At 67.8% G+C, this 26,385-nt stretch carries 29 protein-coding genes; 10 read left to right on the top strand and 19 right to left on the bottom strand.

The features are described from left to right. Positions 1-297: 297 nt before the first annotated feature. Together CR918_RS13390 and CR918_RS13385 are read right to left on the bottom strand one after the other, a co-directional pair. Positions 298-891, bottom strand: coding sequence for a mechanosensitive ion channel family protein (locus CR918_RS13390; RefSeq protein ID WP_025879067.1), 594 nt, complete (start codon positions 889-891; stop codon positions 298-300). A gap of 35 nt (positions 892-926) precedes the next feature. Continuing rightward, positions 927-1,106, bottom strand: a complete 180-nt coding sequence (locus CR918_RS13385) for a hypothetical protein (RefSeq protein WP_032977115.1) — start codon at positions 1,104-1,106, stop codon at positions 927-929. 126 nt (positions 1,107-1,232) lie between these two features. On the opposite strand from CR918_RS13385, the gene CR918_RS13380 reads away from it, so the two are divergent. From CR918_RS13380 to CR918_RS13370, 3 genes are read left to right on the top strand one after another with little or no spacing between them, the layout of a single operon-like run. After that, positions 1,233-1,811: an RNA polymerase sigma factor gene (locus CR918_RS13380; protein ID WP_032977116.1), complete on the top strand. Its 579-nt coding sequence runs from the start codon at positions 1,233-1,235 to the stop codon at positions 1,809-1,811. Next, positions 1,808-2,332, top strand: coding sequence for a hypothetical protein (locus tag CR918_RS13375; RefSeq protein WP_099784998.1), 525 nt, complete (start codon positions 1,808-1,810; stop codon positions 2,330-2,332). The genes CR918_RS13380 and CR918_RS13375 overlap by 4 nt, the downstream gene beginning before the upstream one ends. Positions 2,333-2,344: 12 nt before the next feature. Continuing rightward, positions 2,345-3,223, top strand: a complete 879-nt coding sequence (locus CR918_RS13370; RefSeq protein ID WP_099843257.1) for a DUF4097 family beta strand repeat-containing protein — start codon at positions 2,345-2,347, stop codon at positions 3,221-3,223. A 49-nt stretch (positions 3,224-3,272) separates the two neighbouring features. Here CR918_RS13370 and CR918_RS13365 read toward each other — a convergent pair whose 3' ends face one another. From CR918_RS13365 to CR918_RS13355, 3 genes are all read right to left on the bottom strand, one after another. Beyond that, positions 3,273-3,455, bottom strand: a complete 183-nt coding sequence (locus tag CR918_RS13365) for a hypothetical protein (protein ID WP_025879072.1) — start codon at positions 3,453-3,455, stop codon at positions 3,273-3,275. A gap of 11 nt (positions 3,456-3,466) precedes the next feature. Continuing rightward, positions 3,467-3,760: a YkgJ family cysteine cluster protein gene (locus tag CR918_RS13360; RefSeq protein WP_051501656.1), complete on the bottom strand. Its 294-nt coding sequence runs from the start codon at positions 3,758-3,760 to the stop codon at positions 3,467-3,469. A gap of 230 nt (positions 3,761-3,990) precedes the next feature. Beyond that, a complete protein-coding gene (locus tag CR918_RS13355; RefSeq protein WP_025879074.1) occupies positions 3,991-5,352 on the bottom strand; it encodes an Hsp70 family protein in 1,362 nt (453 codons plus the stop codon). A gap of 179 nt (positions 5,353-5,531) precedes the next feature. Between CR918_RS13355 and CR918_RS13350 the strand changes: the two genes are divergently transcribed. Next, the gene (locus tag CR918_RS13350; protein ID WP_025879075.1) at positions 5,532-5,867 is read left to right on the top strand and encodes a zinc ribbon domain-containing protein YjdM; all 336 of its coding nucleotides are present in this window, start codon (positions 5,532-5,534) and stop codon (positions 5,865-5,867) included. Positions 5,868-5,874: 7 nt separating this feature from the next. On the opposite strand, the gene CR918_RS13345 is transcribed toward CR918_RS13350, so the two are convergent. After that, positions 5,875-7,032: a tetratricopeptide repeat protein gene (locus CR918_RS13345; RefSeq protein ID WP_099784996.1), complete on the bottom strand. Its 1,158-nt coding sequence runs from the start codon at positions 7,030-7,032 to the stop codon at positions 5,875-5,877. Between the two features lie 229 nt (positions 7,033-7,261). On the opposite strand from CR918_RS13345, the gene CR918_RS13340 reads away from it, so the two are divergent. From CR918_RS13340 to CR918_RS13325, 4 genes are all read left to right on the top strand, one after another. Then, positions 7,262-7,864, top strand: a complete 603-nt coding sequence (locus CR918_RS13340; RefSeq protein ID WP_099843256.1) for an HD domain-containing protein — start codon at positions 7,262-7,264, stop codon at positions 7,862-7,864. A gap of 49 nt (positions 7,865-7,913) precedes the next feature. After that, complete coding sequence (locus CR918_RS13335) at positions 7,914-8,093, top strand: oxidoreductase-like domain-containing protein (RefSeq protein ID WP_099844378.1); 180 nt, start codon at positions 7,914-7,916, stop codon at positions 8,091-8,093. After that, the gene (locus tag CR918_RS13330) at positions 8,090-8,707 is read left to right on the top strand and encodes a DUF998 domain-containing protein (protein ID WP_099843254.1); all 618 of its coding nucleotides are present in this window, start codon (positions 8,090-8,092) and stop codon (positions 8,705-8,707) included. The genes CR918_RS13335 and CR918_RS13330 overlap by 4 nt, the downstream gene beginning before the upstream one ends. A 96-nt stretch (positions 8,708-8,803) precedes the next feature. Then, positions 8,804-10,138, top strand: coding sequence for a virulence factor family protein (locus CR918_RS13325; RefSeq protein WP_279323983.1), 1,335 nt, complete (start codon positions 8,804-8,806; stop codon positions 10,136-10,138). A 94-nt stretch (positions 10,139-10,232) separates the two neighbouring features. Here CR918_RS13325 and mprF read toward each other — a convergent pair whose 3' ends face one another. Continuing rightward, positions 10,233-12,797, bottom strand: a complete 2,565-nt coding sequence (mprF, locus tag CR918_RS13320; RefSeq protein ID WP_032977132.1) for a bifunctional lysylphosphatidylglycerol flippase/synthetase MprF — start codon at positions 12,795-12,797, stop codon at positions 10,233-10,235. A gap of 192 nt (positions 12,798-12,989) precedes the next feature. Here mprF and CR918_RS13315 point away from each other — a divergent pair, with 192 nt between their 5' ends. Beyond that, the gene (locus tag CR918_RS13315) at positions 12,990-13,337 is read left to right on the top strand and encodes a RidA family protein (protein ID WP_025879081.1); all 348 of its coding nucleotides are present in this window, start codon (positions 12,990-12,992) and stop codon (positions 13,335-13,337) included. An 82-nt stretch (positions 13,338-13,419) separates the two neighbouring features. On the opposite strand, the gene CR918_RS13310 is transcribed toward CR918_RS13315, so the two are convergent. From CR918_RS13310 to CR918_RS13265, 10 genes are all read right to left on the bottom strand, one after another. Beyond that, the gene (locus CR918_RS13310; protein ID WP_099843252.1) at positions 13,420-13,794 is read right to left on the bottom strand and encodes a hypothetical protein; all 375 of its coding nucleotides are present in this window, start codon (positions 13,792-13,794) and stop codon (positions 13,420-13,422) included. A gap of 814 nt (positions 13,795-14,608) precedes the next feature. Next, complete coding sequence (gene rnfB, locus CR918_RS13305) at positions 14,609-15,022, bottom strand: Rnf electron transport complex subunit RnfB (protein ID WP_032952130.1); 414 nt, start codon at positions 15,020-15,022, stop codon at positions 14,609-14,611. 24 nt (positions 15,023-15,046) lie between these two features. After that, entirely contained in the window at positions 15,047-15,637 is a 591-nt protein-coding gene (locus tag CR918_RS13300) for an HAD family hydrolase (RefSeq protein ID WP_025879084.1), read from the bottom strand. A gap of 76 nt (positions 15,638-15,713) precedes the next feature. Continuing rightward, positions 15,714-17,804 carry a methionine--tRNA ligase gene (gene metG, locus CR918_RS13295; protein ID WP_099844375.1) on the bottom strand — a complete coding sequence of 697 codons (2,091 nt, stop codon included), beginning with the start codon at positions 17,802-17,804 and terminating at the stop codon, positions 15,714-15,716. Positions 17,805-17,906: 102 nt separating this feature from the next. Then, the gene (locus CR918_RS13290; protein ID WP_025879086.1) at positions 17,907-18,356 is read right to left on the bottom strand and encodes a DUF2147 domain-containing protein; all 450 of its coding nucleotides are present in this window, start codon (positions 18,354-18,356) and stop codon (positions 17,907-17,909) included. A 373-nt stretch (positions 18,357-18,729) separates the two neighbouring features. Next, the gene (gene gloA2, locus CR918_RS13285; RefSeq protein ID WP_099843250.1) at positions 18,730-19,134 is read right to left on the bottom strand and encodes an SMU1112c/YaeR family gloxylase I-like metalloprotein; all 405 of its coding nucleotides are present in this window, start codon (positions 19,132-19,134) and stop codon (positions 18,730-18,732) included. Continuing rightward, the gene (locus CR918_RS13280; protein WP_099843248.1) at positions 19,131-20,201 is read right to left on the bottom strand and encodes a serine hydrolase domain-containing protein; all 1,071 of its coding nucleotides are present in this window, start codon (positions 20,199-20,201) and stop codon (positions 19,131-19,133) included. The genes gloA2 and CR918_RS13280 overlap by 4 nt, the downstream gene beginning before the upstream one ends. Positions 20,202-20,217: 16 nt before the next feature. Beyond that, positions 20,218-22,161 (bottom strand): DUF885 domain-containing protein, encoded by a 1,944-nt coding sequence (locus CR918_RS13275; RefSeq protein ID WP_032975066.1) that lies wholly within the window; start codon positions 22,159-22,161, stop codon positions 20,218-20,220. 96 nt (positions 22,162-22,257) lie between these two features. Continuing rightward, complete coding sequence (locus tag CR918_RS13270; RefSeq protein ID WP_025879090.1) at positions 22,258-23,043, bottom strand: queuosine precursor transporter; 786 nt, start codon at positions 23,041-23,043, stop codon at positions 22,258-22,260. Next, positions 23,040-23,723, bottom strand: a complete 684-nt coding sequence (locus CR918_RS13265) for a DUF502 domain-containing protein (RefSeq protein ID WP_032975065.1) — start codon at positions 23,721-23,723, stop codon at positions 23,040-23,042. Before CR918_RS13265 ends, CR918_RS13270 begins: the two co-directional genes overlap by 4 nt. Before the next feature lie 108 nt (positions 23,724-23,831). On the opposite strand from CR918_RS13265, the gene CR918_RS13260 reads away from it, so the two are divergent. Beyond that, the gene (locus CR918_RS13260) at positions 23,832-25,079 is read left to right on the top strand and encodes a hypothetical protein (protein ID WP_243379093.1); all 1,248 of its coding nucleotides are present in this window, start codon (positions 23,832-23,834) and stop codon (positions 25,077-25,079) included. A gap of 7 nt (positions 25,080-25,086) precedes the next feature. On the opposite strand, the gene CR918_RS13255 is transcribed toward CR918_RS13260, so the two are convergent. Together CR918_RS13255 and CR918_RS13250 are read right to left on the bottom strand one after the other, a co-directional pair. Next, on the bottom strand, positions 25,087-25,806 hold the full coding sequence (locus CR918_RS13255) for a hypothetical protein (RefSeq protein ID WP_099843244.1): 720 nt from the start codon (positions 25,804-25,806) through the stop codon (positions 25,087-25,089). Positions 25,807-25,859: 53 nt separating this feature from the next. After that, the gene (locus tag CR918_RS13250; protein ID WP_032975063.1) at positions 25,860-26,312 is read right to left on the bottom strand and encodes a DUF4442 domain-containing protein; all 453 of its coding nucleotides are present in this window, start codon (positions 26,310-26,312) and stop codon (positions 25,860-25,862) included. Positions 26,313-26,385 lie beyond the last annotated feature (73 nt).

The raw sequence follows: 26,385 nt of genomic DNA, 5'->3' as shown, positions 1-26,385 counted from the left end.
TCGATATTGGATCGAAGAGCATCCACGCGTGGCGTGGATCTACGTGTCGACCAAGGTCGACACCTACCAACAGCAGCGGAGATATGTCGAAGGCGGGGTGGGGCCGGTGGCAGGGGCGTGAGCCGCATGGATGCGGCGACCGAGCTTACATGGACGTACTTGCAGCGGCCCCTGCCACCGGCCCCACCCCGCCATCCCACAGGAATGCCGCTGTTGCTGTTGCTGATGAGGTTGCCGGCCAGCGGCCGGCACTACAGCCTCTGCGGGTGCAGGGCGCAGCCCTGCCGGACAATCCCCTCAGCCGTCGCCCTGGATGCCGCCGGGCGCCTGCGTCGGGTCGCGCCAGCGCCGCACCGTGCGCTGGAAGAACAGGTTGTTCGGCAACTGCAGCACCGTGCCCTCGTGGCCGTTGCCGGTTTCCTGCAGCGTGGTGTAGATCAGGTTCACGTCGATCACCCGGCCCTTCAGCCCGGGCTTTTCGCCGTTCTCCAGCACTTCGATGTAGTCATGCAGGCGGAACGGTCGCGTGGTGAAGATCAGCAGCGTGCAGAAGATGTTGGACAGCACGCTCCAGGCCGCGAAGAACGCCACCGCGCCCACCGCAGCGAAACCGGTGAAGGCCGTCCACAGCACCGAGGGCGATGCACCGAGCAGGCTGAGGATGTACAGCACCGCGCTGAAATAGACCACGAAGCTGGTGATCCGGCGCGCGCCCATCACCATTTCCGGCGGCAGCGTGTAGTGGTCGGCGAAGCGGCGGATCAGGCGCCGCGCCAGCACCCGCAGCAGCCAGGCGGCGAGCAGGGTGATCAGGATCTGCAGGGCGATCCCGATGTCATGCAGCCAGGGGTGGGTCCAGGCGGGCAGGTGGTCCTTCAGCGACAACATCATGGGGCGACAACGCGTGACGGAAACGGGGCTTGATGTTACCCGGCGCGTGTCGACGTTTCGACCGCCTGTGCCCAGGCAAGGCAGACAAGGTCCTGTTTGTGCTGCTGCAGGCAGGCGCGGCCGCTTTCGGCACGCCAGTGCAGGGAAACGTCGAACGCCTGCAGCAGCATGCAGGCCGCGATCGCCAGCAGGGCGGCGCAGGAAGGGCTGGACATGGGAGGCTCCTGGCCGGGCAGGCCTGCGGGGGACCTGTGATGGATGCAGCCAGGCGCGAAAAGGTTGCAACCGAAAAGCGCTCCGGAAGATCTAAACCTTTTTCCGGCAGGCCGCATCCAACGGATATGCTCGACACCACCATGCCCGCGCCGCCTGCCGCCAACGACGTCGTCGACGAAACCGCCTTGGTACGTGCAGCGGCGGCCGGCGATACCGCTGCCTATGAACAGCTGTATCGGCAGCATGCGCCGCGGGTGTTTGCCACCCTGTGGCGGCTGTGTGGCGGGCAGCAGGCGCGTGCCGAGGATGCACTGCAGGAAGCGTTCCTGCAGGCATGGAAGGCACTGCCCGGCTTCCGTTTCGAGAGCAGCCTGTCGACCTGGCTGCATCGGTTGGGAGTGAACGCCGCGCTGATGGAACTGCGCGGTCGTGCCGCCGGGCATGACCATGACAGCCTGGACGACGTGGACGGTGGGCTGCCGGAGATGGCGGTGCATGACGGCTGCGCCGGCACCGAACGCGACCTGGAACGCGCGTTGGCGACCCTGCCGCCGCGCGCGCGTGCGGTCTTGGTGCTGCACGATATCGAAGGCTGGAAACACCATGAAATCGCCGGCCAGCTGCAGATGGCGGTCGGCAGTTCCAAAGCACAGCTGCATCGCGCGCGTGGCCTGCTGCGCGCGCGCCTGGGAGACATGACATGAGTACGCACGACCCCGATCACGACCTGCTGGCGCGCCTGCGCGCCCTTCCCGCGGAACGCAGCGCACCGGCCGATGGCTGGGAACGCCTGTCGGCGCGGTTGCCACCCCGCGAGCCGGTTGCCGTGCAGCCGCCGGTGGACAACGTGGTGGCCTTGCCACTGCGCACCCGTCGACGCTGGTGGCTGCCGGTTGGCGCGGCGTTGGCAGCCAGCCTCGCGCTCTACGCGGTGGCGCCGTGGCGGCACGCGCCCGAGTCGCTGCCTGCACCCAGCGGCCTGCAGCTGCAGGCCGATGCGATGACCGAACAGTACCGGCAGGCAGTGGCGTCGCTGCCTGATGGCACTGCGCCGGAGTGGCAGCCCGCGCTGCATGAACTGGATCGCAGCGCGGAACAGATCCGCGCCGCGATGGCGCAGGACCCGCGTGCGCCGCACTTGCTTGGACAGCTCAAGCGGACCTATGCGCTGCGGCTCGAACTGACCCGGCAGGCGGCCCAGGCCGCCTCCGGTCTGACAACCTGAGGAGACCCCCCGATGCGAACCCTTTCCCCTTTCTGCGCGGCCCTGCTGCTGGTGCCCGCCATGGCGCTGGCCGATACACGCGTCGATGAACGCCACAATGTTGCTGCAGGCGGCCGCATTGAACTGAGCAACGTCGCTGGCAAGGTGACTGTACGCGGCTGGGACCGCAATGACGTGCAGCTCACCGGCACGCTCAGCGACGGCCTGCAGCTGCGCCAGGAAAAGAGTGCCAACCGGGTGCGCTGGGAAATCGAGTATCCGCGACGCGGCAACAATGGCGGCGCCACCTTGACCCTCAACGTGCCGCGCTCGGTGGAGCTGCTGCTGAGCACGGTCAGTGCCGACCAGGACATCAGTGGCGTGGACGTGCGGCGGCTGCAGGCAGATACCGTCAGCGGTAACCTTGCCGCCGCCGGTCGTAGTGGCGACAGCGTGCTCAACACGGTCAGCGGCAATGTCACTGCGCGGTTGCAGACCCCGCGGCTGGACCTGAACACGGTCAGCGGCCGAATCGAGGCCGGCGGGGGCGTTTCCGGTGAGATCGGGGCGCAGACGGTGTCTGGCCGGGTAGGCGTCGATGCCGGTCGCATCCAGCGCCTGGTGGTGGAGACGGTATCCGGAGGCATCGACCTGTCGGCGACGGCACTGGCACCAGGCGGGCGCATCGACGTCGAGTCGGTCAGTGCCTCGGTCAGCCTGCGCCTGCCGCGCACGGTGTCGGCGCAGCTGTCAGTGAACAGCTTCAGCGGGTCGATCAACAGCGACGCCGGCAAGGTGGAGCGGCCGCGCTATGGGCCGGGCAGCAGCCTGGATGCGCGGCTGGGCAGCGGCGACGGCGATATCCGCGTGCAGTCGCACTCGGGTAGTGTGCAGGTGCGCCTGGACCGCTGAGCGCGGTCCGGCAGGCCGCGGCGGCAGCGCCGCCGCGGTCGGGGGAGGGTCAGCTGGCTTTCTTCAGCGCCCAGGTGGTACCGAGAACTTCAATCTTGCCACCGCTCTTGCGGAACGCGGCCAGGTCGGAGGCGATCGAGTCGCTGTTGACCACGGTGCTGGCGGATGCGCCCTTGCGTTCGCTGCGGATGCTGTTGCTGGCCTTCGCGGGGGTCTTTGCCTTGCGGGGCATGGTTGCTCCTGTCAGGTGGAAGGGGAGGAAAGCGCGCAGGATTCAGCCTGGCGCAGGTAGTCCTGCCGCTCGCGGCGGCAGTCGTCGCCGCCCATCGAAAACTGGCGGCAGATCGCCGGGCGCTGCGAATAGATCGTGCAGCGCAGGTGATACGGATCGATCGCCGCGCACCAGCCTTCCTCGTTGCGCGCCATCACGGCACGGCCGTGTGCATCGCGCGACAGGAACTGGCCAGGCACGTGGTCGCCGGGCTGCAGCAGGACCGGCAACCGGCAACAGACCGCGTCACAACGGCGGCAGTCGATGGGTGCTGGTTCAGCGTCAGGTTGTACGGCCACGGGGGCCTGGCGGGTGCCCAAAGCGGGTCTCGATGGCGGCTCGGGTAATACGCGGACCATGATCGAGCCAGAGGGCATGGTCGCCAGACCCGCTGGGCGGGTCAGGCTGCACCATGGGTACACACACCGGCGAGGCCAGCGGAAGGTGCAGCGGTTTTCCAGCCGGCCAAGGGTAGCTCAGACCGCGTAACGTTTTGTTAATCCCGGCTGGCTGCCGCCAGCGCGAGGCCCTGGACGACCCCCAGCGAGGGCTCGCCGTGCACCATCCGGGCGCCCGGGAACGCCTCGGCAGCGGCCTGCCGCAGGTAGCCGGCGCGGGACATGCCGCCGGTCAGGAACACCGCGTCAGGGTCGCCGCCGATGTCGCTGCGGACCTGGGCCAGCAGTTCGCGGATCTGGCTCAGGTAGCCATGGGCGGCGGCGGCCAGGCCGTCGGCGCTGTTGTCCACGTGCAGGTCGCGGGCGATGTAATCCAGCGTGCTGCGGTGTTCGCTGGCACCGCTGAGGGCGATCTTGGCGCGCTCGACATCGCGGTACAGGCGGGCGGTGTTGCCGGTGTCCTGCAGCGCCTGCAGGCGCGCGCCCCACGGCGCGTCGACGTTGTCGTAGTTGTGCTGGCGGAACTCGCGCTGGCGGGTCATGTCCTGCACGGTGGCCGCTTCCACGTAGTGGTGGGTGGGCACGCGGGTGATGCCGCGGCCGAACAGCGGCATGTAGCCGGACAGGCTCAGGGCCAGGTCGATATCGGTGCCGCCGCGGGCAATACCCCAGGCACGGTGGATGCGCGGGGCCTGGCTGCCGCCCACTTCGGCGTGCGCGATATCGGTGGTGCCGCCGCCGATATCGACGATCACCGCCTGATGGCGATCGCGGCTTTCAGCGTGGTAATGCATCGCTGCGGCGGCAGGCTCTTCAAGGAAATCGATGTGGTCGAAGCCGGCCTGGCCGGCCGCTTCGCGCAGGATGTCCAGGGCCTGGTCGTTGCCGGCCTCGCCGATCGAGCTGCGGAACTGCACCGGGCGGCCGAGCAGGGCGCTGCGCAGCGGCTGGCCGAGCTGGGCGCTGGCGGTCAAGCGGATGTGTTCGAGGATGTGCGCGGCAATGCCGGTGATGGTCTGCCGCGCGCGTGGGTGCAGGTTGTAGCCGAGCATGGACTTCGGGCTCTGCACGAGGTTGCCTTCGTGCTCCTCGAAATACGCTTCCAGCGCGTCGTCGCCATAGACGGCGTTCTGCAGCAGGTCGCTGGCGCTGCGTTCCTTTCCGGCGCGAGCCTCCATCCATTCCCGGCGCAGGGCGCGCAGTGCCTCGCGGCGCAGGGCCTGTGGCGTGCGCTCCTGGCCAGCGGCGCGGGCGGCACGGGCGGCGCTGTCGATCAGCTGCTGCAGTTCGTGTTCCTGCCCGGCGTCGAGCTGGAAATCGTCCGGGTCGGGCACTACGCCGGGGAAGTACACGCTGGTGCGGAACTGCTCGGCCTCGCCGAAGCGGATCGGCAGCAGCTTCCCATCACGCACGATGGCGGCGGCGGAGTTGCTGGTACCGAAGTCGATGCCGAGGCGCATGGGGAGGTCCGGGGACGATCAGGGGCCGCGCACTCTGCTGGAGTTTGCCGCGCGCTGCAAGTTCCAGTGCCTGCCTCGGGCGGGGTGGGGCGAGGTCCGGTCCGGACCGACGTCGGAAAATGAACGAAAAGGCAGGGCGGTTACAATGGCCGCTGTTGATTCATTTTGAGGTACTTGCAATGTCTTCTGTTCCCGCCTGCCCGCAGTGCACCCTGGAAAACACCTATGCCGATGGCGCGCTGTGGATCTGCGCCGACTGCGGCTTCGAGTGGACGGCCGAAGAAGGTACCGGTTCGACCCTGGTCGTGCGTGACAGCAACGGCAATACCCTGCAGACCGGCGACACCGTCACCGTGATCAAGGACCTGAAGGTCAAGGGCTCCTCAATCCCGCTCAAGCAGGGCACCGTGATCCGCAACATCCGCCTGGTCGAAGACGATGCCGAGCACATCGAGGGCAACTCGGACAAGATCAAGGGCCTGGTGCTGAAGACCTGCTTCCTCAAGAAGGCCTGATCGCGCCTCAGCGCTTGGCCTGCTGCGCACGCCAGCGGGCCAGGCTGTCCAGCTTGGCCTGGTAGCGTGCCTGCTGCGTTGATCCGCCCAGTTCCTGCGCCCGCAGCAGTTCGCGGTCCGCACGCTGCAGCCGGCCCGTCAGGAAATACACCCGCGCCAGGCCGAAGTGGAACTGGTGCGCGGTGTCGTACAGGCGCACCGCCCGCCGGTAGTACGTGATCGCCTTGTCCAGGTCGCCAGCGCGTTCGGCCTGGGCACCCTGCATGTACTGCGCGAACGGGTCCTCGCGCTGCACCGACTGCAGCTTCTTCTGCATGGCTTCCGCCTGCGCCGTCATGCCCAGTTTGCGATAGAGCGCACTGGCGTTGTTCAGCGCTGCACTCTGGCGTCCGTCCAGGCGCAGTGCCGTGTCCAGCGCCGTGCGGGCCGCCTGGTCATCGCCCAGGCGGTTGTCGAGCACGCCGATGTTGTTCCATGTCGAGGCGAACTCCGGATCCTGCGCCAGCGCGGCATCGAAGAAGGCACGTGCTCCGCTCAGGTCGCCATCGGCCAGCTGCTCCGCGCCCCGGTTGTTGTAGTAGTGCGCCAGCGCCCGTTCGCGGCCAATCGGTTGCGGCCCGTGGCGGTCGTACAGCACGTTGCGGTCCAGGTCGACCGTACCGTAGCGGCCACCGACATCCACGCCGGCGTTGACGTGCCCGACGTTGTAGACAACGCCTTGGTCCTGGTCCTGGTACCACGACACCACCTGGCCGACTTCCTGCACCCGCGCCTGGATGCCGGCCTCACGGGCGAGGGTGACGAACAGCAGGGTGAAGGCGAGGCAGTTGGCGCGCTGGTGCTGCCAGATCTCGCTGACGGTGTAGGTCGCATCGGCGTCGTACTGCAGGTCCAGGCCGTGCTGGCTGAAGATCATTTCCACCAGCGCCTGCAGGCGCTGGTCGCGCGAGTAGCTGCGGCTGATCACCTGCTTCTGCAGCATCTCGCGCATCGCCGGCGGGATCGCGAGCACCTGTTCGGGTGTCGGCACGCTGGCGGCGGTGACCTTTACGGTGGAGATGGTCGGGATGGCGGGCGCAGCGGCTGGAGCATCCTGCGCGGACAGGGCTGGCGCGCCGAGCGCGAGCAGTGGCAGGAGAAAGCATCGGGCGGCAAGACGGCGCATGACGGTTTCCGGCAGCGGCGGGCGCTCCCGCCTGCGGCCAGTGTAGACCCGGGCGTGGCGGTCCGCATCCACCGGCGGTCAGCGCTGCGCTTCGTCCACAGCCGGTGTGGACCAGCACGCGACAAACCTGTGGACAACTGTCCTGCGCCCTTGCCCGGCACGGGATGTGAGTGGCTGGTGAAAAAACAGCCAGCTTGCCCGGCGGTGCCAAGGGCGGGATCATCCCTGCATGGACTTCGCCCCGCTGACTCTCGCTCCCGCGCATTGGCAGGCACTGCAGGATGCCTATGCGACGCCACCGCGCGCCTACCACCACTTCGGCCATGTGCGCGCGGTGCTGCAGCATTGCCAGGAGGTGGCTGCAGGTCCGGGCTGGCAGCAGCCGGCCGAGGTTTATCTGGCAGTGCTGTACCACGATGCGATCTACCAGGCCGGCCGCAAGGACAACGAGGCCAGGTCGGCCGCGCTGGCCCTGCAGGCGATCGCAGACTGGCCCGAGCTCGCATCGGTCGATGCCAGCCGGGTCGAGCAGTTGATCCTGCTCACCGCCCGCCATGGCGAGCTGGGCCCGGCCGATGTCGATGCCGAAGCGGCGCTGTTCCTCGACTGCGACATGGCGATCCTGGCGGCACCCGAGGAGGTGTTTGCCGCGTATGACCGCGGCGTGGCCGAAGAGTACAAAGGCGTGGTGCCGGGCTTCCTGTACCGCGCCGGACGCCGCCGCTTCCTGCAGGGGCTGCTGCGCGCGCCGCGGATCTTCCTCAGCGACTTTTTCGACCAGCAGCTTGATGCCGCCGCGCGAGCCAACCTGCGCCGCCAACTGGGCGCCTGAGCGCGCCGCTACACTACCCACCTGCCATTGCGTGGTGTTGTTTGCAGCCGTGACCGTCTCCGATACTCCTGCCGATCCCCGTCCGCTGCCGCCGGAAGAACCCGGTCCCAACGAGTGCTGCGGCAGTGGCTGCCCGTTGTGCGTGCTCGACCTGTACACCGAGGAGCTGCAGCGTTACCGCAAGGCGCTGGCTGAGTGGCAGGCACGGCATCCGGACGCTGGCCCATGACGCGGGCCCGTCCGGCCGCGACGCTGGCGCTGGTGGCACTGCTGTTGTTCGTGGTGACCGCGTTGTGGACGCAGTTCGCGCGGGCCGACCTGGATTGGGTGAAGGCCACCTTGAGCCTGTACCTGCATGGGCCGTGGGGCCTGGCGCTACGCAGCGCCTACTGCCTGCTGGCACTGGCCATCGCCGTGCTCGGTATCGCGTTGTATCGGCACAGCGTGGGGCCGCGGCGCAGCGCAGCGGCACCGCTGTTGTTCTGCGTGGCTGCCGTTGGCCTGGCCACCGTCGCCATCGGTGACAGCTGGCTGCCTGCGGCAACGCCGTTGCTGGCGCCGTTGATCCACGGCCTGGCCGCCAATACCGCCTTCCTGTGCGCCAGCGTCGGCATGCTGCTGCAGGCCTGGTACCTGCGCCGCGAGCCAGGCTGGCGGGGCAGTGCGGCGCTGTTGTGGGGCTGGGCCTGGCTGGCCTTCGTGCTGCTGTGGGTACACGTGCTGTGGCGCGGTGGCCCACCGCGTGGGCTGGGGCAGAAACTGGTGATCGCGGTGATCGTCGGCTGGCTGCTGTGGTTGGCGCTGGCGCTGTATCGCCGCGGGCGTGCCGCCGGCACCCGCTGAATCAACCACCTGCCCGATTGCAGGGCGCCTGTACCGGTACGTGCCGTGCACGCAGCAGCGGCGTATCGTGTGCGCATTCCAACGGGATGCGAAACGATGCGTGCAGGGCTGGGCAGGGCGATGGGACTGGTGTTGGCGCTGGCGGCGGTGCCAGCGGTGGCGTCAGTGCAGCAGGTCAGCCATGGACGTTTCGATCAGGTGCCGGTGCATGTTCCGGCCGGGGCACCGCAACGGGTGGTGATCTGGTTCCATGACGGCGCCGATGCCGATGACAGCCGCATGCCGATTGAAGCGCTGCGCGCCGATGGTGCACTGGTCGCATCGGTGGATGTGGCCCACCTGCGTGGCGTGCTCAAGCGCGAAGGCAACAGCAGCTGCGCGTTCGGCGCGGGCGATGTCGAGAATTTCTCGCGTTGGGTACAGGCGTTCCTGCATCTGCCGGGGTATCACCTGCCGTTGGTCGGCGGCAGCGGCGAAGGCGCCGAACTGGCCTATGCGCTGGCAGCGCAGGCCGACACCCAGGTCTTTGCCGGCCTGCTGACCTCGGGATTCTGCCCGGCACATGTGCACGAGCGCATGGTCTGCGGTGATGGCGTGAAGCACGACCGCCTGCAGCCCAGCGAACTGAATTTCCCGTGGTTGAACGCGGCCGGCGCGCCGGGGTGTTCGACCAACAGCGCTGGCCCGTTCGTGCAGCAGGTTGCAATGGCGCGTGAATTCAAGCGCACCGCCGCTGGCGATGCGACACCGGGGCTGGTGGCCGCCGCGCGGGTGATCGGCGCACAGGCCGGGGTCGCGCTGGCACCGCCGCCGGATGCCCTGAAGGGGCTGCCGGTAGTGGAAGTGCCGGCGCAGGGCAGCGGTGACACGTTGGCGGTGTTCGTTTCCGGCGATGGCGGCTGGGCCGGCCTGGACAAGGACGTGGCCGGCGCCCTGGCCGAACATGGCGTGGCGGTGGTTGGCATCGATTCGCTGCGTTATTTCTGGAGCGAACGCACGCCGCAGGGATTCGCTGTCGATCTGCAGAAGATCATCGGCCACTACCGCCAGCAATGGCAGCGCGACAAGGTGATGCTGATCGGTTTCTCGCAGGGCGCCGACGTGCTGCCAGCCACCATCAACCAGCTTGATGCAGGCACCCGCGCTGGCCTAGAGCGCATCGTGCTGCTGTCGGTGGGCAGGAACGCCGACTTTGAATTCCATGTCAGCAACTGGCTGGGCGGCGGTGGCGGCGGCCTGCCGATCGCGCCGGAAGTGGCGAAGCTGCCGGCGGACAGGACCCTGTGCGTGTACGGCGACAAGGACGAGGATGCGCTGTGCCCCGATCTGCCGGGCAACGACGGCGTGCACAAGGTCAAATTGCCGGGTGACCATCACTTCGGCGGTGACTACGATCGCCTGGCCGAGGTGATCCTCAAGGGCGGCGTGTAATCGGCCTCATGGAACCACCGCCGGGCATGGCCCGGCGCTACCCGTGCGGACGATCCATCAGGTGGCGCCGGGCCATGCCCGGCGGATCGGGGCGTCAGTTGCGCCGCGGGTCCAGCGAGATCAGCCGCGTGGCATCCAGCAGTGCAGCCGGCAGGTGCATGCCGCCGGGCGCGGCCAGGTAGCGCGGTCGCCACTGCGGATCGAACTTCGACTTGAACCTGCGCAGGCCGCTGAAGCCATAGAAGCGCTCGCCGTGTCGTGCGAGCAGGCCGGCCAGGCGGTTCCAGCGACCGGCCAGGCGGTGCTGGGCCAGGCCGGACAGCGGTGCCATGCCCAGCGAGAACCGTGCATAGCCCTGCGCGCGGCCCCACAGGAACAACTCGATGAACAGGAAATCCATCGTGCCCTTCGGCGCGTCGCTGACGTGGCGCATCAGATCCACCGACAGTTCGGCGCCCGCCGGTGCCTGCCACAGGTTGGCAAAGGCCACGATCCGGCCTTCAGCTTCGACCAGGGCGATCGGGAAACGCACGAGATAGTCCGGGTCGTAGCTGCCCAGCGAGAAGCCTTTCTCGTCGCCTGACTTGTCCTCCAGCCAGGCGTTGGAAATCGCATGCAGGCGTGGCAGCAGGGCAGGGATCTCTTCCGCCGGTGCTACGCGGAAGGACAGCCCGCCGCGCTTGCCGCGGTTCCAGGCTTGCCGCAGGTCGGCACGCTCGCGGCCTTCCAGACCGAAGTCGTGCAGCGGCACCATGGCCTCTTCGCCCAGCTTGACCAGGCCCAGGCCGAGATCGAGATAGGTCTGCCAATACGCCTCACCCACCTGGTAGAACACCGGGCGCAGTCCGAGCCGGTCGGCTTCTTCGCGGAAGCGCCAGATCAGTGCGCGCGCCACCTCCGGTGGCCCGACCGGATCGCCCATCGCGATCAGCGAGCCGCCGTAGCGCTGCATCATCACAAAGCCCTTGTGCTGCTCATCGCGCAGCACCGCCTTGTCGGCAGTCAGCACCAGGCAGGCCTGGGTGTCGGTGGCGCCGGCCAGCACCGGTGCCAGCGCCTGCAGGGTTGCGTCGTCGGCAGGCGGCAGCGGGCTGCGCGTGCTGTGCAGCAGCCGCGCCAGGCCGAACATCACCAGCGCCATCGCCACCAGCAGCAGTGCACGCAGCGCGCGCGGCGCATTGCCGGACACGGCGAACTGCCACCACAGCTCGTTCTGGTATTCGACGTGGCTGTAAGTGAAGAACAGCAGCCACGTCACCGCCACCAGCACCAGGCCGAGGTTGCGCAGCCATGGCCACGACCAGGCTTCGTCCAGCAGCGCGCCCTGGCGATAGAACTCGCGCCGCGCCGCCCACAGCGCCATCGCCACCAGTAATGCCGACAAGGCGATCAGCGGTTGGCCACCGCGCAGCCAGATCGGCAGCGGTGCGATCACGCAGATCGCCATCGCCAGCATCCAGGCCGCGTGGCTGCGGCGGGCCAGGCCCTGGCCGATCAGCAGCAGGGCGACGCCGGCCAGGCTGCCGATCAGGTGCGAGGTTTCCAGGATCGGCAGCGAGGCATTGATCAGGTGCCGTCGCGGTGTGGGCAGGGTGCCGTCGATGACCAGCGCGGCACCGACACTGAAGGCGGCCAGCGCGATGATCTGCGGCAACCACGGACGCAGCGCGTACCAGCCGGCGCGGGTGGCACCTGCGCTGGCCTGCAGCGGCTGCCGCAGCGCGGGCGCCAGGGCCAGCACGGTGGCCAGCAGCAGCGGCAGCACGTAGTAGCTGACGCGGTAGATCAATGCCGCCGCCAGTACTGCAGCCGGCGCCACCTGCGGCAGCAGCTTCAGCAGGCTCCACTCGAACACGCCAAGGCCGGCCGGTACCGTCGACACCAGGCCGGCCAGCACGGCCACCAGATACAGGCCGACGAAACCGGGCAGGCCGGTCGGCGTGGAATCGGGCAGCAGCACATAGAACGCGGCACTGGCCAGGACCAGTTCAACCACGCTCAACACGGTGACCCCGAGCATGGTGCGCCGGTCGGGCAGCCACAGGCCATGGCCGAAGATGCGGAACTGGCGACCGTTGCGGCCGACCAGGACGAAGGTGGCCGCATAGGCGAGCAGCGCGACGATGCCGACCACGCGCACCGCGCCGGGGTCCAGCGGCAGCGCAAGCGCGGCAGCGGCCGGCTCCATGCACAGCGCAACGCCGATCAGCAGCCACGCGCCGAAGATGAAGCCGAGCGTGCTCATCAGCACCACCTGGCCGATCTGCGCCAGGTCCAGGCCGGCACTGCGGTAGCCGCGCAGGCGCACTGCGCCGCCGGTGAGGGCGGCAAAGCCCACGGTCTGGCCCAGGGTGTGGGCGAGGAAGGCGGTGATGCCGATCCGTGCCGGGTGCACGCGGATACCACTGCGGCGCAGGCCGATCGCATCGAAGCCGATCAGGCAGGCGTAGCTGGCCAGGCCGAGCAGCACGGTCAGCGCGATCTGCGCAGCGCTGAGCTCGCGGAAGGCCTGGCGGATGGCGCGGTAGCCATGCTCGTCGAATTCGCCGGCCAGCCCATGCAGGGCCAGCGCGAGGATCAACAGCGGGACGACGATGGTGACGACCCGCTTCCAGGTCGGTGTGGAAGGGGAGGCAGTGGAATCGGTGGGTGCGGTCATCGGCGCAAGGGTGCGTCAGAAAGGGCGAGGGCGGTGTCAACGCAGGCGTGGCGCATCGTGCGCCTGTCCACGCCGTTTGACCAGCACTGCCGCTGTGCTGGTGGTGGCGGTATCCAGTGGCCGCACCGGGCACACACTTCCAACGCCGGCTGGGTGAGAATGCAGTCCAGACCACCCGCAGGAGCCACGCCCATGATGGAGCGTTACGACGTCGGACCGCGCATGTCCGAGATGACCGTGTACAACAAGGTCGCCTACCTTTCCGGCCAGATTCCGGAAGACACCAGCCAGGACATCACCGGCCAGACCCGGCAGGTGCTGGCCGAGATCGACAAGCTGCTGGCGCTGGTGGCCAGTGACCGCCAGCACGTGCTGCGTGCGGAGATCTTCCTGGCCGACATGGCCGATTTCGAGGGCATGAACAAGGCGTGGGACGAGTGGGTGGTGGAGGGCGCGACCCCGGCCCGCGCCACGGTTGAAGCCAAGCTTGCGCACGCCGAATGGAAGGTCGAAATCATCGTCACGGCGGCAGTGCCGTAATGACCGGACAGGGGTCAGATCCCTTTTCCTCCGGAAAAGGGATCTGACCCCGTTTGCCGGGGGGCTGACGCTGCAACATCCGTTACAGCTGCGGCTGCAGTCGTGTGCTTGCCTGCGTGCACAAGGCCAGGCAGGCCAGCATCAGGCCTTCCATGACCCGGTCGCCGACGTACTCCTCCGGCGCGCCGTTCTGCCGGGTGCGTTCGGCGGCCAGCAGGACCTCCTGCACCACGCGCAGCCCGGCCAGCGCGCAATCGGCATCGGCCAGCGCCATGCACCGGCTGGGAAGTTGATACCGCTCCGGCCACGGCTGACCGTCAGCGGCGGCGCCGGTACCGATGCGTCGCAGGGTCGCAACCAGCGTGGTGGGATCAAGCGATGGCGACGATTCCGTGTCCTCGTCGGCGTCTGCCGGGCCGAGGTAGGCGTGCAGATGGGGGAAATCCGATGCGTTCATGGCAAGGCTCCGTGCAGGACAGACGGTAGCCGCCACTCAAAGGTGGCGGACGGAGACGTGGCTCGAAAACCGGTGTCGAACGCTCCGGCTGGCCCGAAGGCCCCCACGCCCCGCCCGCCATAGCCGGCAGACGGATTGCCAGCCGGCGCCACGCAAGGTGACGCCGGCTGGCAAGCGTAAACAACGTTCGACAAAGCGGGTTTTCGAAGCCCGGCCACCCTTTTCGGCGGCTCACCATCTGTAAACCCGTCGTAGCGGAATGCCAATCAGACAAGTTGTAATGTCCGCAACGTCAGGACGCTTCCCGCATTTTTGCATGCTGTTAAGCCGCCTCGAACGCAGGTGGCGCCACGGTCGCGATAGACCGAGCAATCTGCGACATGCATCGTGATTCGATAGTCGCCAGCGTGCGCAGGCAAGGTCGATTGCGACGACGGTTCATGACATCGGGCAGATAGTGCAGACCAAGGTCCGCACCCACCAACACCCAGCCATACCATTGCAGTTGCTCGACCGTCCGCCACGGATATCTGTCGGGGGCTGGTGGGCGGGGGCAATCGGGACCGTTGGCGCCATGGGCCAGGCGCATGCGCCTGGCGGGTTGGGCAGGACGCCCAACCCAGGTCTTGCCGTGTGCGCAGGATAGCGCACACGAGCAAGGCGCCATCGAGCCCCCATGGATGGGTTCACGGCGTGTCCCGCTTGCCCCCGCCCACCCGCCCAGATCATCAAACCCAGGCAGCCGACGCTCCCAGCTGTTGCTGTTGCTGTTGCTCTCAGCACAACGCGACGCCGCGGCGTCGCAAAAAAAAACCTACACCAACACCAGCTCGATGCAATCCACCGGGCACGGTGGAATACACAACTCGCACCCCGTGCACAGATCGGCAATCACCGTGTGCATGTACTTCGCCCCGCCGACGATCGCATCCACCGGGCACGCCTGTATGCACTTGGTGCAACCGATGCAGTCAGCCTCCACGATCAACGCCACCTGCGGCGGCTTGTGCTCGCCCCGGCTGCGATCGAACGGCAACGCCGGCACACCCAGCACCTGCGCCAACGCCCGCGCACCGGCATCGCCGCCGGGCGGACAACGATCCACGCCTGCCTCGCCACGTGCCATCGCCTGCGCATACGGGCGACAGCCGTCGTAACCGCATTGCCCGCATTGGGTCTGCGGCAGCAAGCGGTCCAGGCGTTCGGTCAGGGGCGGAATCAGGCTCATGCGTGGCGAAGGCTGCGCGTTGGGTTACTTCAGGGGTTTGCCGCGGTACCAGCGCTCGTGCGCCAGGGCCAGCATCGGGCGATCCTCCGCGCTGTCACCGTAGGCATGGATGCGTGTGTAGCGTGACAGGTCGAACTGGCGGCGGATGTGCTCGACCTTGCGCGGACCACAATCGCCACCGGCGTAGCGGCCGGTCAGGCGTCCGCTTTCGCTTTCCAGTCGATTGCAGATCAGCTGCAGGCCCAGTTGTTCGCACCACGGCCGCAGGTACAGGTCCAGTGAACCGGACACCACCACCACGGTGTGCTGCTGCTCCTTGTGCCAACGGATCTGCTCCAGCATTTCCGGTCGCACGACATCGGGCAGGAACTCGCGGGAGAAGCCCGCAGCCAGCGTCTCGATGTCATCGGCGTGGCGCTCGCTGAAGGTCAACCGGGTCACCCGTGCGCGGATGCGCTCGGCGGAGATCAGTTTCAGCTTGTAGGCCAGCAGCCACGGGCCGACTTTCCACCAGGCCTGTGCCAGCTGTTCGGCGGTGGCGACCCGGCGCAGGAAGCGGCCATAGGTGTCGCAGGTGGTGACAGTGTGGTCGAAGTCGAACAGCGCCAGTTCCAACGCAGCATCTCCCATCACGGTACCTCCCTTCGCGGTGCTCATGACCGGGCGCGGCCAGGGCCGCGCCCGTACTGCATCAACGAACCGGCATGCCCGGCTGCGCGCCGCTGTCGGCGTCCAGCAGCGCCAGCGCGCCGCCATCGAAACCGGCCGACAGGATCATGCCTTCGCTCAGGCCGAAGCGCATCTTGCGCGGTGCCAGGTTGGCGATGAACACCACGCTGCGGCCGACCAGCGCTTCCGGCTCGCCGTAGCTGGCGCGGATGCCGGAGAAGATCTGGCGCTTGCCGAGGTCGCCGGCATCCAGTTCGAAACGCAGCAGCTTGTCCGAGCCTTCCACGAACTCGCACACCAGCACCTTGCCGATGCGCAGGTCGAGCTTGGCGAAGTCGTCGATGCCGATGTAGGCCGGCGCGTCGGCGCTCTTTGCTTCGTCCTTGGCCACTACCGGTGCGGCGGGCTTGCTTGCTTCAACCTTGGCAGCGGGGGCAGCGGGGGCAGCGGGGGCAGCGGGGGTCAGGGTGTCCTTGGAGGCGTCGATCATGGCGTCAATCTTCTTCGGGTCGATACGGGTGAACAGCGGGGTGTAGTCGGTGATGCGGTGGCCCAGCAGCGGCTGCGCCAGCTCGGTCCAGTCATTCACCGGCGCGGCCAGGAAGGCCTCGGCCTGCGCCGCGGTGGCCGGCAGCACCGGCTTCAGGGCGGTGACCAGTACGCGGAACAGGTTCAGGCCCTGGCTGCAGACCGCCTGCAGCTGCGCATCGGCGCCTTCCTGCTTGGCGATCACCCACGGCTTGACGTCGTCGATGTAGCGGTTGGCTTCGTCGGCCAGGGTCATGGTCAGGCGGATCGCCGCGGCCGGGTCGTTGCGCTCGTACGCCTCACGGATCGGCGCCAGGCCATCGACGAAGCGCTGGTACTGCGCCGCGTCGGGCAGCTGCGCGGCCAACTGGCCATCGAAGCGCTTGCTGATGAAACCGGCGCAGCGGCTGGCGAGGTTGACGAACTTGCCGACCAGATCGGCGTTGACGCGCGCGATGAAGTCGCCCAGGTTCAGGTCGAGGTCGTCGACGCCACCACCGGACTTGGCGGCGAAGTAGTAACGCAGTGCCTCCGGCTCCAGGCCGGCATCGAGGAACGTACGCGCCATCACGAAGGTGCCGCGCGACTTGCTCATCTTCGCGCCATCGACGGTCAGGTAGCCGTTGACGTGCAGGCGGGTCGGCGCGCGGTGGCCGGTGCCGTGCAGCACTGCCGGCCAGAACAGGCCATGGAAATTGACGATGTCCTTGCCGAGGAAATGATGCAGCTCGGTGCTGGTGCCGGCGCGCAGATGCGCTTCGAAATCCTCGCCGATCCTGCTGCACAGGGTCTGGAAGCTGGACAGGTAGCCGATCGGCGCGTCCAGCCAGACGTAGAAATACTTGCCCGGCTGGCCGGGAATCTCGAAACCGAAGTACGGCGCATCGCGCGAGATGTCCCACGCACGCAGGCCGCCTTCGGCGTTGAGCCATTCACCCAGCTTGGCCTTCACGCCCGGCAGGGCGACATCGCCGGCCAGCCAGTCGCGCAGGAAGCCGTCGAAATGGCCGACCTCGAAGAAGAAGTGCTCCGAATCGCGCATTTCCGGGGTGGCCCCGGAGATCACCGAGCGCGGCTCCTTCAGGTCGGTCGGCGCATAGGTGGCGCCGCAGACCTCGCAGTTGTCGCCGTACTGGTCGGCGCTGCCGCAGTTCGGGCAGATGCCCTTGACGTAGCGGTCGGGCAGGAACATGCCCTTGGCCGGGTCGTAGAACTGCGCCACCGAACGGCGGCTGATGTGGCCGGCCGCTTCCAGCTTCAGGTAGAACGCTTCGGTCAGCGCCTTGTTGGCGGCGGAGTTGGTCGAGTCGTAATGGTCGAAGGCGACGCCAAAGGCGGCGAAATCGCGCTCGTGGCTGGCCTGGATGTTGGCGATGAAGGTTTCCGGGGTGACCCCGGCCTTTTCCGCAGCCAGCATGATCGGCGTGCCGTGGGTGTCGTCGGCGCACACGAACCAGGCCTTGCCGCCACTCATTCGACGCGCCCGCACCCAGATGTCAGCCTGGATGTAGCCGACCAGGTGGCCCAGGTGCAGCGGGCCGTTGGCGTAGGGCAGGGCGGTGGTGACGAGCGCGGTACGGGTCATGGTCACGGGGTGCAGCCAGGGGGAACCGGGGATTATCGCATGCCCGCAACGCGGTGACCCGGCCGGAGCCGGGTCACCAGGGCATTGCCGGGGCCGTGACGCTTACTCGCGGACCCAGGTCTGCGCGCGGCAGATGAAGGCGATGCAGCCGGACACGTCCAGCTTGCCGCCGCCCGGCTGCAGCTCGATCTTCGAGCGGTAGGTCTTGCCGTTGGCCGGGTCGAGGATGGTGCCACCGGACCACTTGCTGGTGGTGCCCTTGTCCTGGCTCAGGTTCCAGAGGATGGTCATGCCCTTCACCGGCTTGTTCTTGTTGGCGCCCTCGCAGCCATCGCAGACCGGGTTCGGGCCCTTGTCCGAGTGCAGGATCTCGACCACCTTGCCGGACAGCGTGCCGTTGGCGGCCTGGCTGATCTCGACGATCGACTTCACCTTGCCGGTCTTGTCGTCGATGGTCTTCCAGCGGCCGGCGGCACTGTCGGCGGCCTGCGCGGAGAGCGCGGCCAGGCACAGCGGCAGCGCCAGCAGCAGGGTCTTGAAGGTCTTGCGCATGGTCCCCTCCCAGGGTTCATTCCGGCACGATGCCGGTACGGGTCGACTGTATACCCATTCGGCGGGGTATGGGGAAGGGGGGCTTGGGCCGGGTTGCACCCGGCACCCGCTACGGCAACAGCAACAGCACAGCAACAGCGTGCATTCCGTGGGATGGCGGGGTGGGTCCGGTTGCGGGGGACGCCGTAAACCCGTCCATGGGGGCTTGGCCGCGGCATCCATGCCGCGGACACCCCCGCAACCGGACCCACCCCGCCTTCGACAGGTTCCGCGATCGGTTGGAATGGCGTTGCCTGCTCTTGGTGGGTGTCGACCTTGGTCGACACGCAGATCCATGTCATGCGTTGATGAATGCTTGTCGATTGAAAATCGCTCAGCCGGTCTCGTACAGCTCCAGTGGCAGGTCGTCGGGGTCGGCGAAGAAGGTGAAGCGGCGGCCGGTGTATTCGTCCACGCGGATCGGTTCGCATTCCACGCCGTGGCGGGCCAGGCGTTCGATGAAGGGTTCCAGCGCGGCTACCCGGAACGCGAGATGGCGCAGGCCCTGGGCTTCGGGGCGGCTGGGCCGTGCGGGGGGCGAGGGGAAGGAGAACAGTTCCAGCTGGCCGCCATCGGGCAGGGCCAGGTCCAGTTTCCACGAGTCGCGTGCCGCGCGGTGGTTCTCGGCCAGTATGCGCAGGCCCAGCACGCGCACGTAGAAGTCTTTCGAGCGGGCGTAGTCGCTGCAGATCAGTGCGGCATGGTGGATGCCCAGCAGGCCGGTGGTCGTGGTGGTCATTGCAGGGTGTCCAGCCAGCGCCGGGCGATCTTCAGCGCCAGCGGATAGGGTTCGGGGGCGTTGCGGTTGCTCAGCACGATGACTGTCAGGTGCTTGTCCGGGTAGCGCAGGATCACGTTGCGGAAGCCGATGCTCTCGCCGCTGTGCCAGTGCATGCGGCCGTTCAGCCGCCAGCCGAAGCCGTAGTGCGGTACGTCCGCTTCGGTGGTGGCGGTGGCCGGGCTGAACATGGCCTTGCGTGATGCGGCCGACAGCAGGCGGTCGTCGTACAGGGCCGCGTCCCAGCGGGCGAGGTCGTCCAGCGAGGAGTAGATGCCACCATCGCCGAGCACGGCGCTGGTGGTGCTCTGGTCGGTACGTTGCCAACGTCCGTCAACTTCGCTGTAGCCATAGGCACGCTGCGCGACCTGGTCGACCTCGTCCTGGTGGGCCACTGTGTGCGCCATGCCCAGCGGCTGGAAAATGCGCTGCTGCAGGAAGCTGGCAAAGTCGCTGCCGGCGGCGCGGCCGACGATCAGCGCCAGCAGTGCGTAGCCGCTGTTGCTGTAGCGGTACTGGCTGCCGGGTGCGAAGGCGAGTCGATCTTCGCGGGCCAACAGCGCCAGCACATCGGTGTCGTGCACCTGCCGGGTGTCGGCAGGGTCCATCAGGTCTTCGTAGTCCAGCAGGCCGCTGGTGTGCGACAGCAACTGGCGCAGGGTGATGCCGGCAGCAGCGGGCGGCAGTTCCGGCAGCCAGCGCCGCGCGGGCTGGTCCAGCGCCAGGCGGCCGTCCTCGACCAGCAACAGCACCGCCGCAGCGGTGAACTGCTTGCTGACCGAGGCCAGGCGGAAGTTGCTGGCCGGCGTGACTGCGCTGCCATCTTCAACCACGGCCAGGCCGTAGCCGCGACGGAACACCGGCTGCCCGTCGTGCAGCACCAGCACCGCTGCGCCCGACACCTGGCCGTCGTAGGCCTGCATCAGTCCATCGATGCCTGCATCCGGAGGTGCCAGCGGTGCCGCTGCCAACGCTATCGACGGCAGCAGAGCGAGAACCGTGGCACACAGCAGGGCGGCAGGGCGCATGGCAGCTCCGTGGCGGTCAGGGCGCGGGCGCAGGCGTTGCAGCGGCCGGCTGCGCCAGCCAGCGTTCGATCTTGTGGTCCAGTACATCCAGCGGCATCGAACCGTCCTTCAGCACTTCGGCATGGAAGCGGCGCAGGTCGAACGCAGCGCCTTGGCGTGCCTTGGCCTTGTCGCGCAGGGCGATGATCGTGGTCAGGCCGGCGACGTTGGACAGCGCCTGGCCAGGCTGGGCCATGATCCGTTCCACTTCCGCGTTGGCATCGTCAGCACTCATGTCCACGGTTTTCTGCAGATAGGTCACGGCCTGCTGCTTGCTCCAGCCCTGCGCATGCACGCCGGTATCGGCGACCACGCGCGCGGCGCGCAGCAGGCGCGAATACAGATAGCCGATGCGGTCGTACGGATCGGTGTACGCGCCGAGCTCGTCGCCCAGGGTTTCCGCATACAGGCCCCAGCCTTCGACGAAGGCAAGGTCACCGCCGAGGCGGCGGAAGCGCGGCAGCTTGGTCAATTCCTGCTGCAGGCCCAGCTGCACATGGTGGCCGGGAATGGCTTCGTGCAGGTACTGCACCGGCACGTTCCAGCGCTTGCGGCTGGGCAGGTCGCGGGTGTTGACGAACAGCACGCCGGGTTGTCCCGGCGGCGACGGCTGGTAGGAGGCTGCGGCGGCGGTCATGGCACGCTCCGGTTCCACTGCACGGATCTGCAGCGGCGCCTTCGGCAGGGTGTCCAGTACCTGCGGCAGGCGTGCATCGACCTGCTGCTGCACCTGCCGGTAACGGTTGAGCAGCGCGTTGGCATCGCTGTACTGGAACTGGCGGTCGTTGCGCATGCTGCGCAGCAGCTTGGCCTGCGAACTGCGCAGCTTGCCGTCGCGCATCACCGTGGTGATCTGCGCCTGCAGCTCCTGCACACGCTGCTCGCCCAGCGCATGCAGCTGCGCGGCGGTCTGCTGGCTGGCGGTGGTCTGTACGATCAGGTTGGCGTACCAGGCCTGGCCGTCGGGAAGTGCGCCAAGGCCGCTGCTGCTGCGCGTGGCAGGCAGGTATTCGGTGGCGATGAAGCCACGCAGGGCGCGGTAGGCCGGCATGATGCGCAGTTCGATCATGCGCTTGTACTCGGCGCTGATGCGCGCCTTGTCTTCGGCGGAGATGGACTCGGGCATGGTCCGGATCGGCGACCAGAAGATGCTCTCTTCGGCGGTCGGCTTGATCACCGCGTCCAGCTGCGGCAGTACCTTTTCCATCAGGTCGCGCGGCTGCACCACGCCGGCCTTCATGCCCTGGCGCATGTTGTCGATGGCCTGCTCGAACAGGTCGGGGATGCCCAGCGAGCGTCGCGACCAGGTGTCGTAGTCCTTGGCCGTGTTGAACGGCTGTGCGCCAGCACCGGCGCCGAGGATGGCCATGATGCTGCCGACGTTGTAGTACTGGCTGATCGGCATCATCCAGCTCGGATAACGCTCGGCGGCCAGCGAAGCGCGGGCATCACGCACGAAGATCTCGTAGCTGAGCAGGTCCTGCCCCTGCAGGCCGTCGCTGCCGATCTTCTCGACCTTGCCCAGCCATTCGGTAGTGAAGTCGTGCGATTGCTGGCGCCAGGCGGCAGAAAGGATGTTGGGCAGCTGGTCGTTGTAGCGCGGCTCGCCCTGGAAGGTGGCCTGCAGCGGGTTCAACCGCATGGAGGCATCCCAGTATTCGTCGTACAGCCGCTCCAGCTGCACCTGCTTGGGCACCGCACGGGCAGGGGCGACCGGGCGCGGCGCGGCGCGGCGCGCCGAACTGCCGCGGGCGGGCGTGGTGGCACGTGTGCCGGCGCGGGCCTTCGGCTTGGCCGCCTGGCGGGTCTGCGCGGCGGCGGGGCGGCTGCCCTTCTTCTTCGCTGCTTCGGCCGGCGGAACGGCGCTGAACAGGAACAACGCGGCGATGGCGGCGGCCAGGACGCGGGGGGAATACGGCATCAAGAAGCTTCCGTGGAACACAGACCGTGGAGCTTGCACGATCCGCGCGCGTACGGCCAGCGTGGGGGCGCAGTCAGCTTGCGCGTCGCTGGGGCTTCAGTCAGCCGCGGCCGCAGCGCGCAGGTCGGCGGCGCGGTGTTCGCCCAGATAGCGGGTGATTGCACGCCGCATCAGGTACAGCAACGGAATCAGGGCGATCGCAAAGCCCATCTTGTAGACGTAGTTGACGCTGCTCACTGCCAGGAACAGCGATGTCGGCCAGTGCTGCGGGCCAAGCACGAAGGCGATCCAGATCACAACGAAGCTGTCCACCAGCTGCGAGACCGCGGTGGAACCCGTTGCACGCAGCCATACATGGCGCTCGCCGGTTGCCTGGCGGATGCGGTGGAACACCGCCACGTCGATCAACTGGCCGAACAGGAACGCCACCAGCGAACCGGCGATGGTCCACATGCCCTGTCCGAACACCGCCGCGAACGCGGCCTGGTAATCGGGCACGCCGTGGGCATCCATCGAGGTTACCCACCAGCTGGCCGGTGCCAGCGAGATCGCCGCGAAGGCGAACAGGAAACCGTAGGCGATCAGCACCACCGCCAGCCACGAGATGAAACGCACCCCGCGCTTGCCGAAGAATTCGTTGATGGTGTCGGTCATGATGAACACCACCGGCCACAGCAGCGTGCCGGCGGTGAAGCTCAACGAGCCGGTCTGGCCGAACAGGTTCCAGTTCAGCGGGTCGATGCCGAGGGTGTCTTCCAGGGCGAAGATCTTCACCCCGATCAGTTCGGCCAGCACCGCGTTGCCGCAGAAGAACGCAGCCAGCACGATGAACAGCAGGACCGCGCGGTCCTGCAGCGGGCGCGCGTGCGACGCCTCGCTCATTCGGAACGATCGCCGGCGCGGGTGAACGGAACGCTGGCTGGTGCCACTGCACCGCCGGAAATGATGAAGCTCATTGCCTGGTCCACCGTCCAGTCGGTCGGGGTGAGCAGTTCGACAGGCACGATCTCCAGATAACCCGAGGTCGGGTTCGGCGTGGTCGGCACATAGACGGCCGCCAGTTCGCGGTCGGTGCCCTGTTCCTTGATGACCCGGGTGACCAGGCCCACCGACTTCATGTCGCGGTGCGGGAAGTCGATCAGCACCACGCGCTGGGTACTGCCCGGTTCGGTCTGCAGCATGTCCAGCAGCTTCTTGGCGCTGTCATAGATGATGCTGGCCAGCGGAATGCGCTTGATGACCGCGCCGACCCAGCGCAGCAGGCGCTGGCCGACCACGCGGCGGCTGGCCACGCCCACCGCCAGGATCACCAGCAGGGTGGCCAGCAGGGCAATGGTGTTCTGGATCCATTCGGCGCGGACCCAGCCGAGGTAATGCGGGAAGCTGGTCGCGATCTGTTCGGACAGTGGCACCACCAGCGGGCTGGAGATGCCCGACAGCAGCACGAACACGAATTTGACCACCACCCAGGTCAGCCAGATCGGCAACAGGGTCAGCAGGCCGGTCAGGAACAGGCGCTGCAGGGAGGGACGGGGAACCAGGGCGGGGGCATCGAGCGACATGCGCGCATTGTAGCGGTCGCGGCCGCTCGTTTACGCTGCCCGTTGGCGGCGCTGGCCATGCAGGGAAGGGATGCTGTGTTGAGGATGCTGCGGTGGTTGGGTTGGGCAATGCTGGGTCTGCTGGTGATCGCCATCGCGGCATGGCTGCTGTCGAGGTTCTGGCCGTTGTCGGCCGCCCAGCGGCAGGATGTCCGCCTGCTTGAAGCCGCGCATCGCAGCGAGGGCAGGAACGGCTTCGCCCTGCTGTGGACGCTGCCCTTCGATGGGCTGGACCTGGCCCAGCGTGAGGCGGCATTGGCCGAAGATCTGCAGCGCTGGCAGACGGCGCCCGCGCAGGCGTCGCAAGCGTCGGTGCTGGCCGCCAGGCACGCACCGTTGAATCCGGGCCGCTCAGGTCGTTGTGCAGTCGGGCCGGTCGGCTGCCTGGCCCAGGTACGCGCTGATCCGCAGCGCTTCGCTGACGCCCACGCGGGGCATGCCGACCTGCACGAGCGACTGGCCCGGATGGCGGACTACGATCGCTTCGATTCCCCGTTCAGGCCCAGCGGAAGCGAGCTGCTGCCTCTGCCGGCCTACGCGCCGCTGCTGGATGGGGCAAGTGCACAGGCATTGGCCTATCTGCAGGGCGATGTTGCCGGTGCCATCGAGGGCAGCTGCAGCGCGGTGCGGTTTGGTCGGCGGATGATGCGGACCGGCAGCACGCTGGTGGACAGCATGATGGGCGCCGCCGTGGTGCGGACCCATGCCGCACTGCTTGGCGAGATGCTGGTCGAGCAATCGCCGGATTACGCGCTGCCCGTCCCCTGCGAGGCGGCGCTGCAGCCACTGGACGCGAACGAACAGAGCCTGTGCCAGGCAATGCAGGGCGAATTTGCGATGAACAAGGCGGCGGTGGAAGCGTCCACGCAGACAGCAGGCAGCCGTCTGCTGCTGGATCGCGACCACACCCTGGCCCGGATCGCCGGCAATTTCGGCTGGGCATGCCGGCCTGCTGCAGCCACGGCGCTGGCGGCCGACGTCCCGCTCCCTGTGTCGCCACCACTCGGATGGGATGTGCGCTGCATGGCCAACCCGTTGGGATGCACATTGAGCGCCATCGCCGGGCCGTCCTATGCGCCGTACGCGGCGCGCAGCCAGGACACGGCGGCGATAATCCGCCTGCTCGGCGCGCAGCGCTGGCTGCGGCAGCAGCCCGGGCCCGCCGGCGAGGCGCTGGCGCGGTTGCCGGCGCAATGGCGTTCGCACGCCCGCACGCCCGAGGTGTCTGCCGATGGCCGCTACCTGCAGGTGGTGCGGCGCGGACCTGCGCGCGAAGGCGAAGGCCCGCATCTGTCGATGCCGTTGCGGGCGGATTGACCCGCGCTCAGCTGCCGTCGCCGAGCGGATTGAACGCCCAGCCATCACCGACGCTGTCCAGCGTCCAGTGCTTGCGGTCACGCAGGGTCTGCCAGCGCACCTGTTCCTTGTCGTCCTGCATGCTGCCTTCGGTCAGCTTCACCTTGCCGGTGGAGTAGTTCACGCTGAGGCCCTCGGTCTGCCCGGAATTGCGCATCATCGTGTCGCGGTCGTAGCCGATCAGCGCGAAGTTGCCTTCCTGCCAGCGGAACGTGAACGTGGTGGTGCCCATCGACCAGCTGCCCGCGCTGGAGAACGAGTACAACCCAACCCGCAGTGCGCCGCGCTGGATCGACACGCCGGTGCCTTCGGCCAGCGCATCGCTGAGCACGGGCGAGTCCGGCCGTGGAATGAGCGTGTGGTTCTGCGCGGCCAGCACGTAACCGGACGGTCGCGCGAAGGCGATGGCGAGGATGCGCGGGTTGCTGTCATACGGCGAAGGGCCAAACCCATCGTGCTCGATGATGTTGCGCGGGTCCTGCTGGCGCAGCACCAGCGCGAGGTCTGCGCGCCCGTCCTGGTCGAGGTCGCCTTCGATCCTGTATTCCAGCGTCCAGCCGGCAGGTACGAAACCCTCGGCCGTGGCGGCGTGCGCGGGCACGGCGGGATAGCGCACCGGCGGCACGTCCAGTGCAGTGGCGGCGAAGGGCAGGGCGGTCAGTGCCGCAGCAAGGAACAAAAGGCGCATTGCAGCCTCCATGGCAGGGCTGCAGAGGATAGCCGGGCGTCAGCCGGCCCGCTTTACCGTGCGTGTGGCTTCAGGCGCACATAGACCTGCTTGCGTACCTGCGCGACCACCTCGCCGGCTTCGTCGACCACGTCGTTGCTGAACCAGCGCAGCACTTTTTCGCCACCGGCCGCCGCCGTGCGCAGTTCATCCAGCAGTGCATCGTCGATGCGGAAAGACGTGCGCACCGTTCCACGACCGGGCTTGAGGAAATCGATCGCACCGGCGCGATCCCAGACGTAATAGTCGCGGCCCAGGGTGTGCATCAGGCCCAGCATCCAGAACGGATCGGTCATCGCAAACAGGCTGCCACCGAAGTGGGTGCCGACGTAGTTGCGGTTCCAGGGGCGCAGGCGCAGTTCCACGTCGATCTGCCGGTAGTCCGGGGTGATCCGGGTGACATGGATGCCGGTGAACAGGAACGGTGGCCACAGGTTGATGCCGAAGCGGAACGTGCTGGCTTTCATGCGGGAACCGGGCAGGGGACGGGGCGCCCAGTCTAACCATTCGCATGCGTATGTTGTAGCCCGCAGCGCCCCG

The organism is Stenotrophomonas indicatrix, assembly GCF_002750975.1.
GTDB classification, from domain to species: domain Bacteria; phylum Pseudomonadota; class Gammaproteobacteria; order Xanthomonadales; family Xanthomonadaceae; genus Stenotrophomonas; species Stenotrophomonas indicatrix.
The sequence above is the reverse complement of the archived record's forward strand: the minus strand, read 5'-3'. Positions and strand labels throughout refer to the sequence as shown.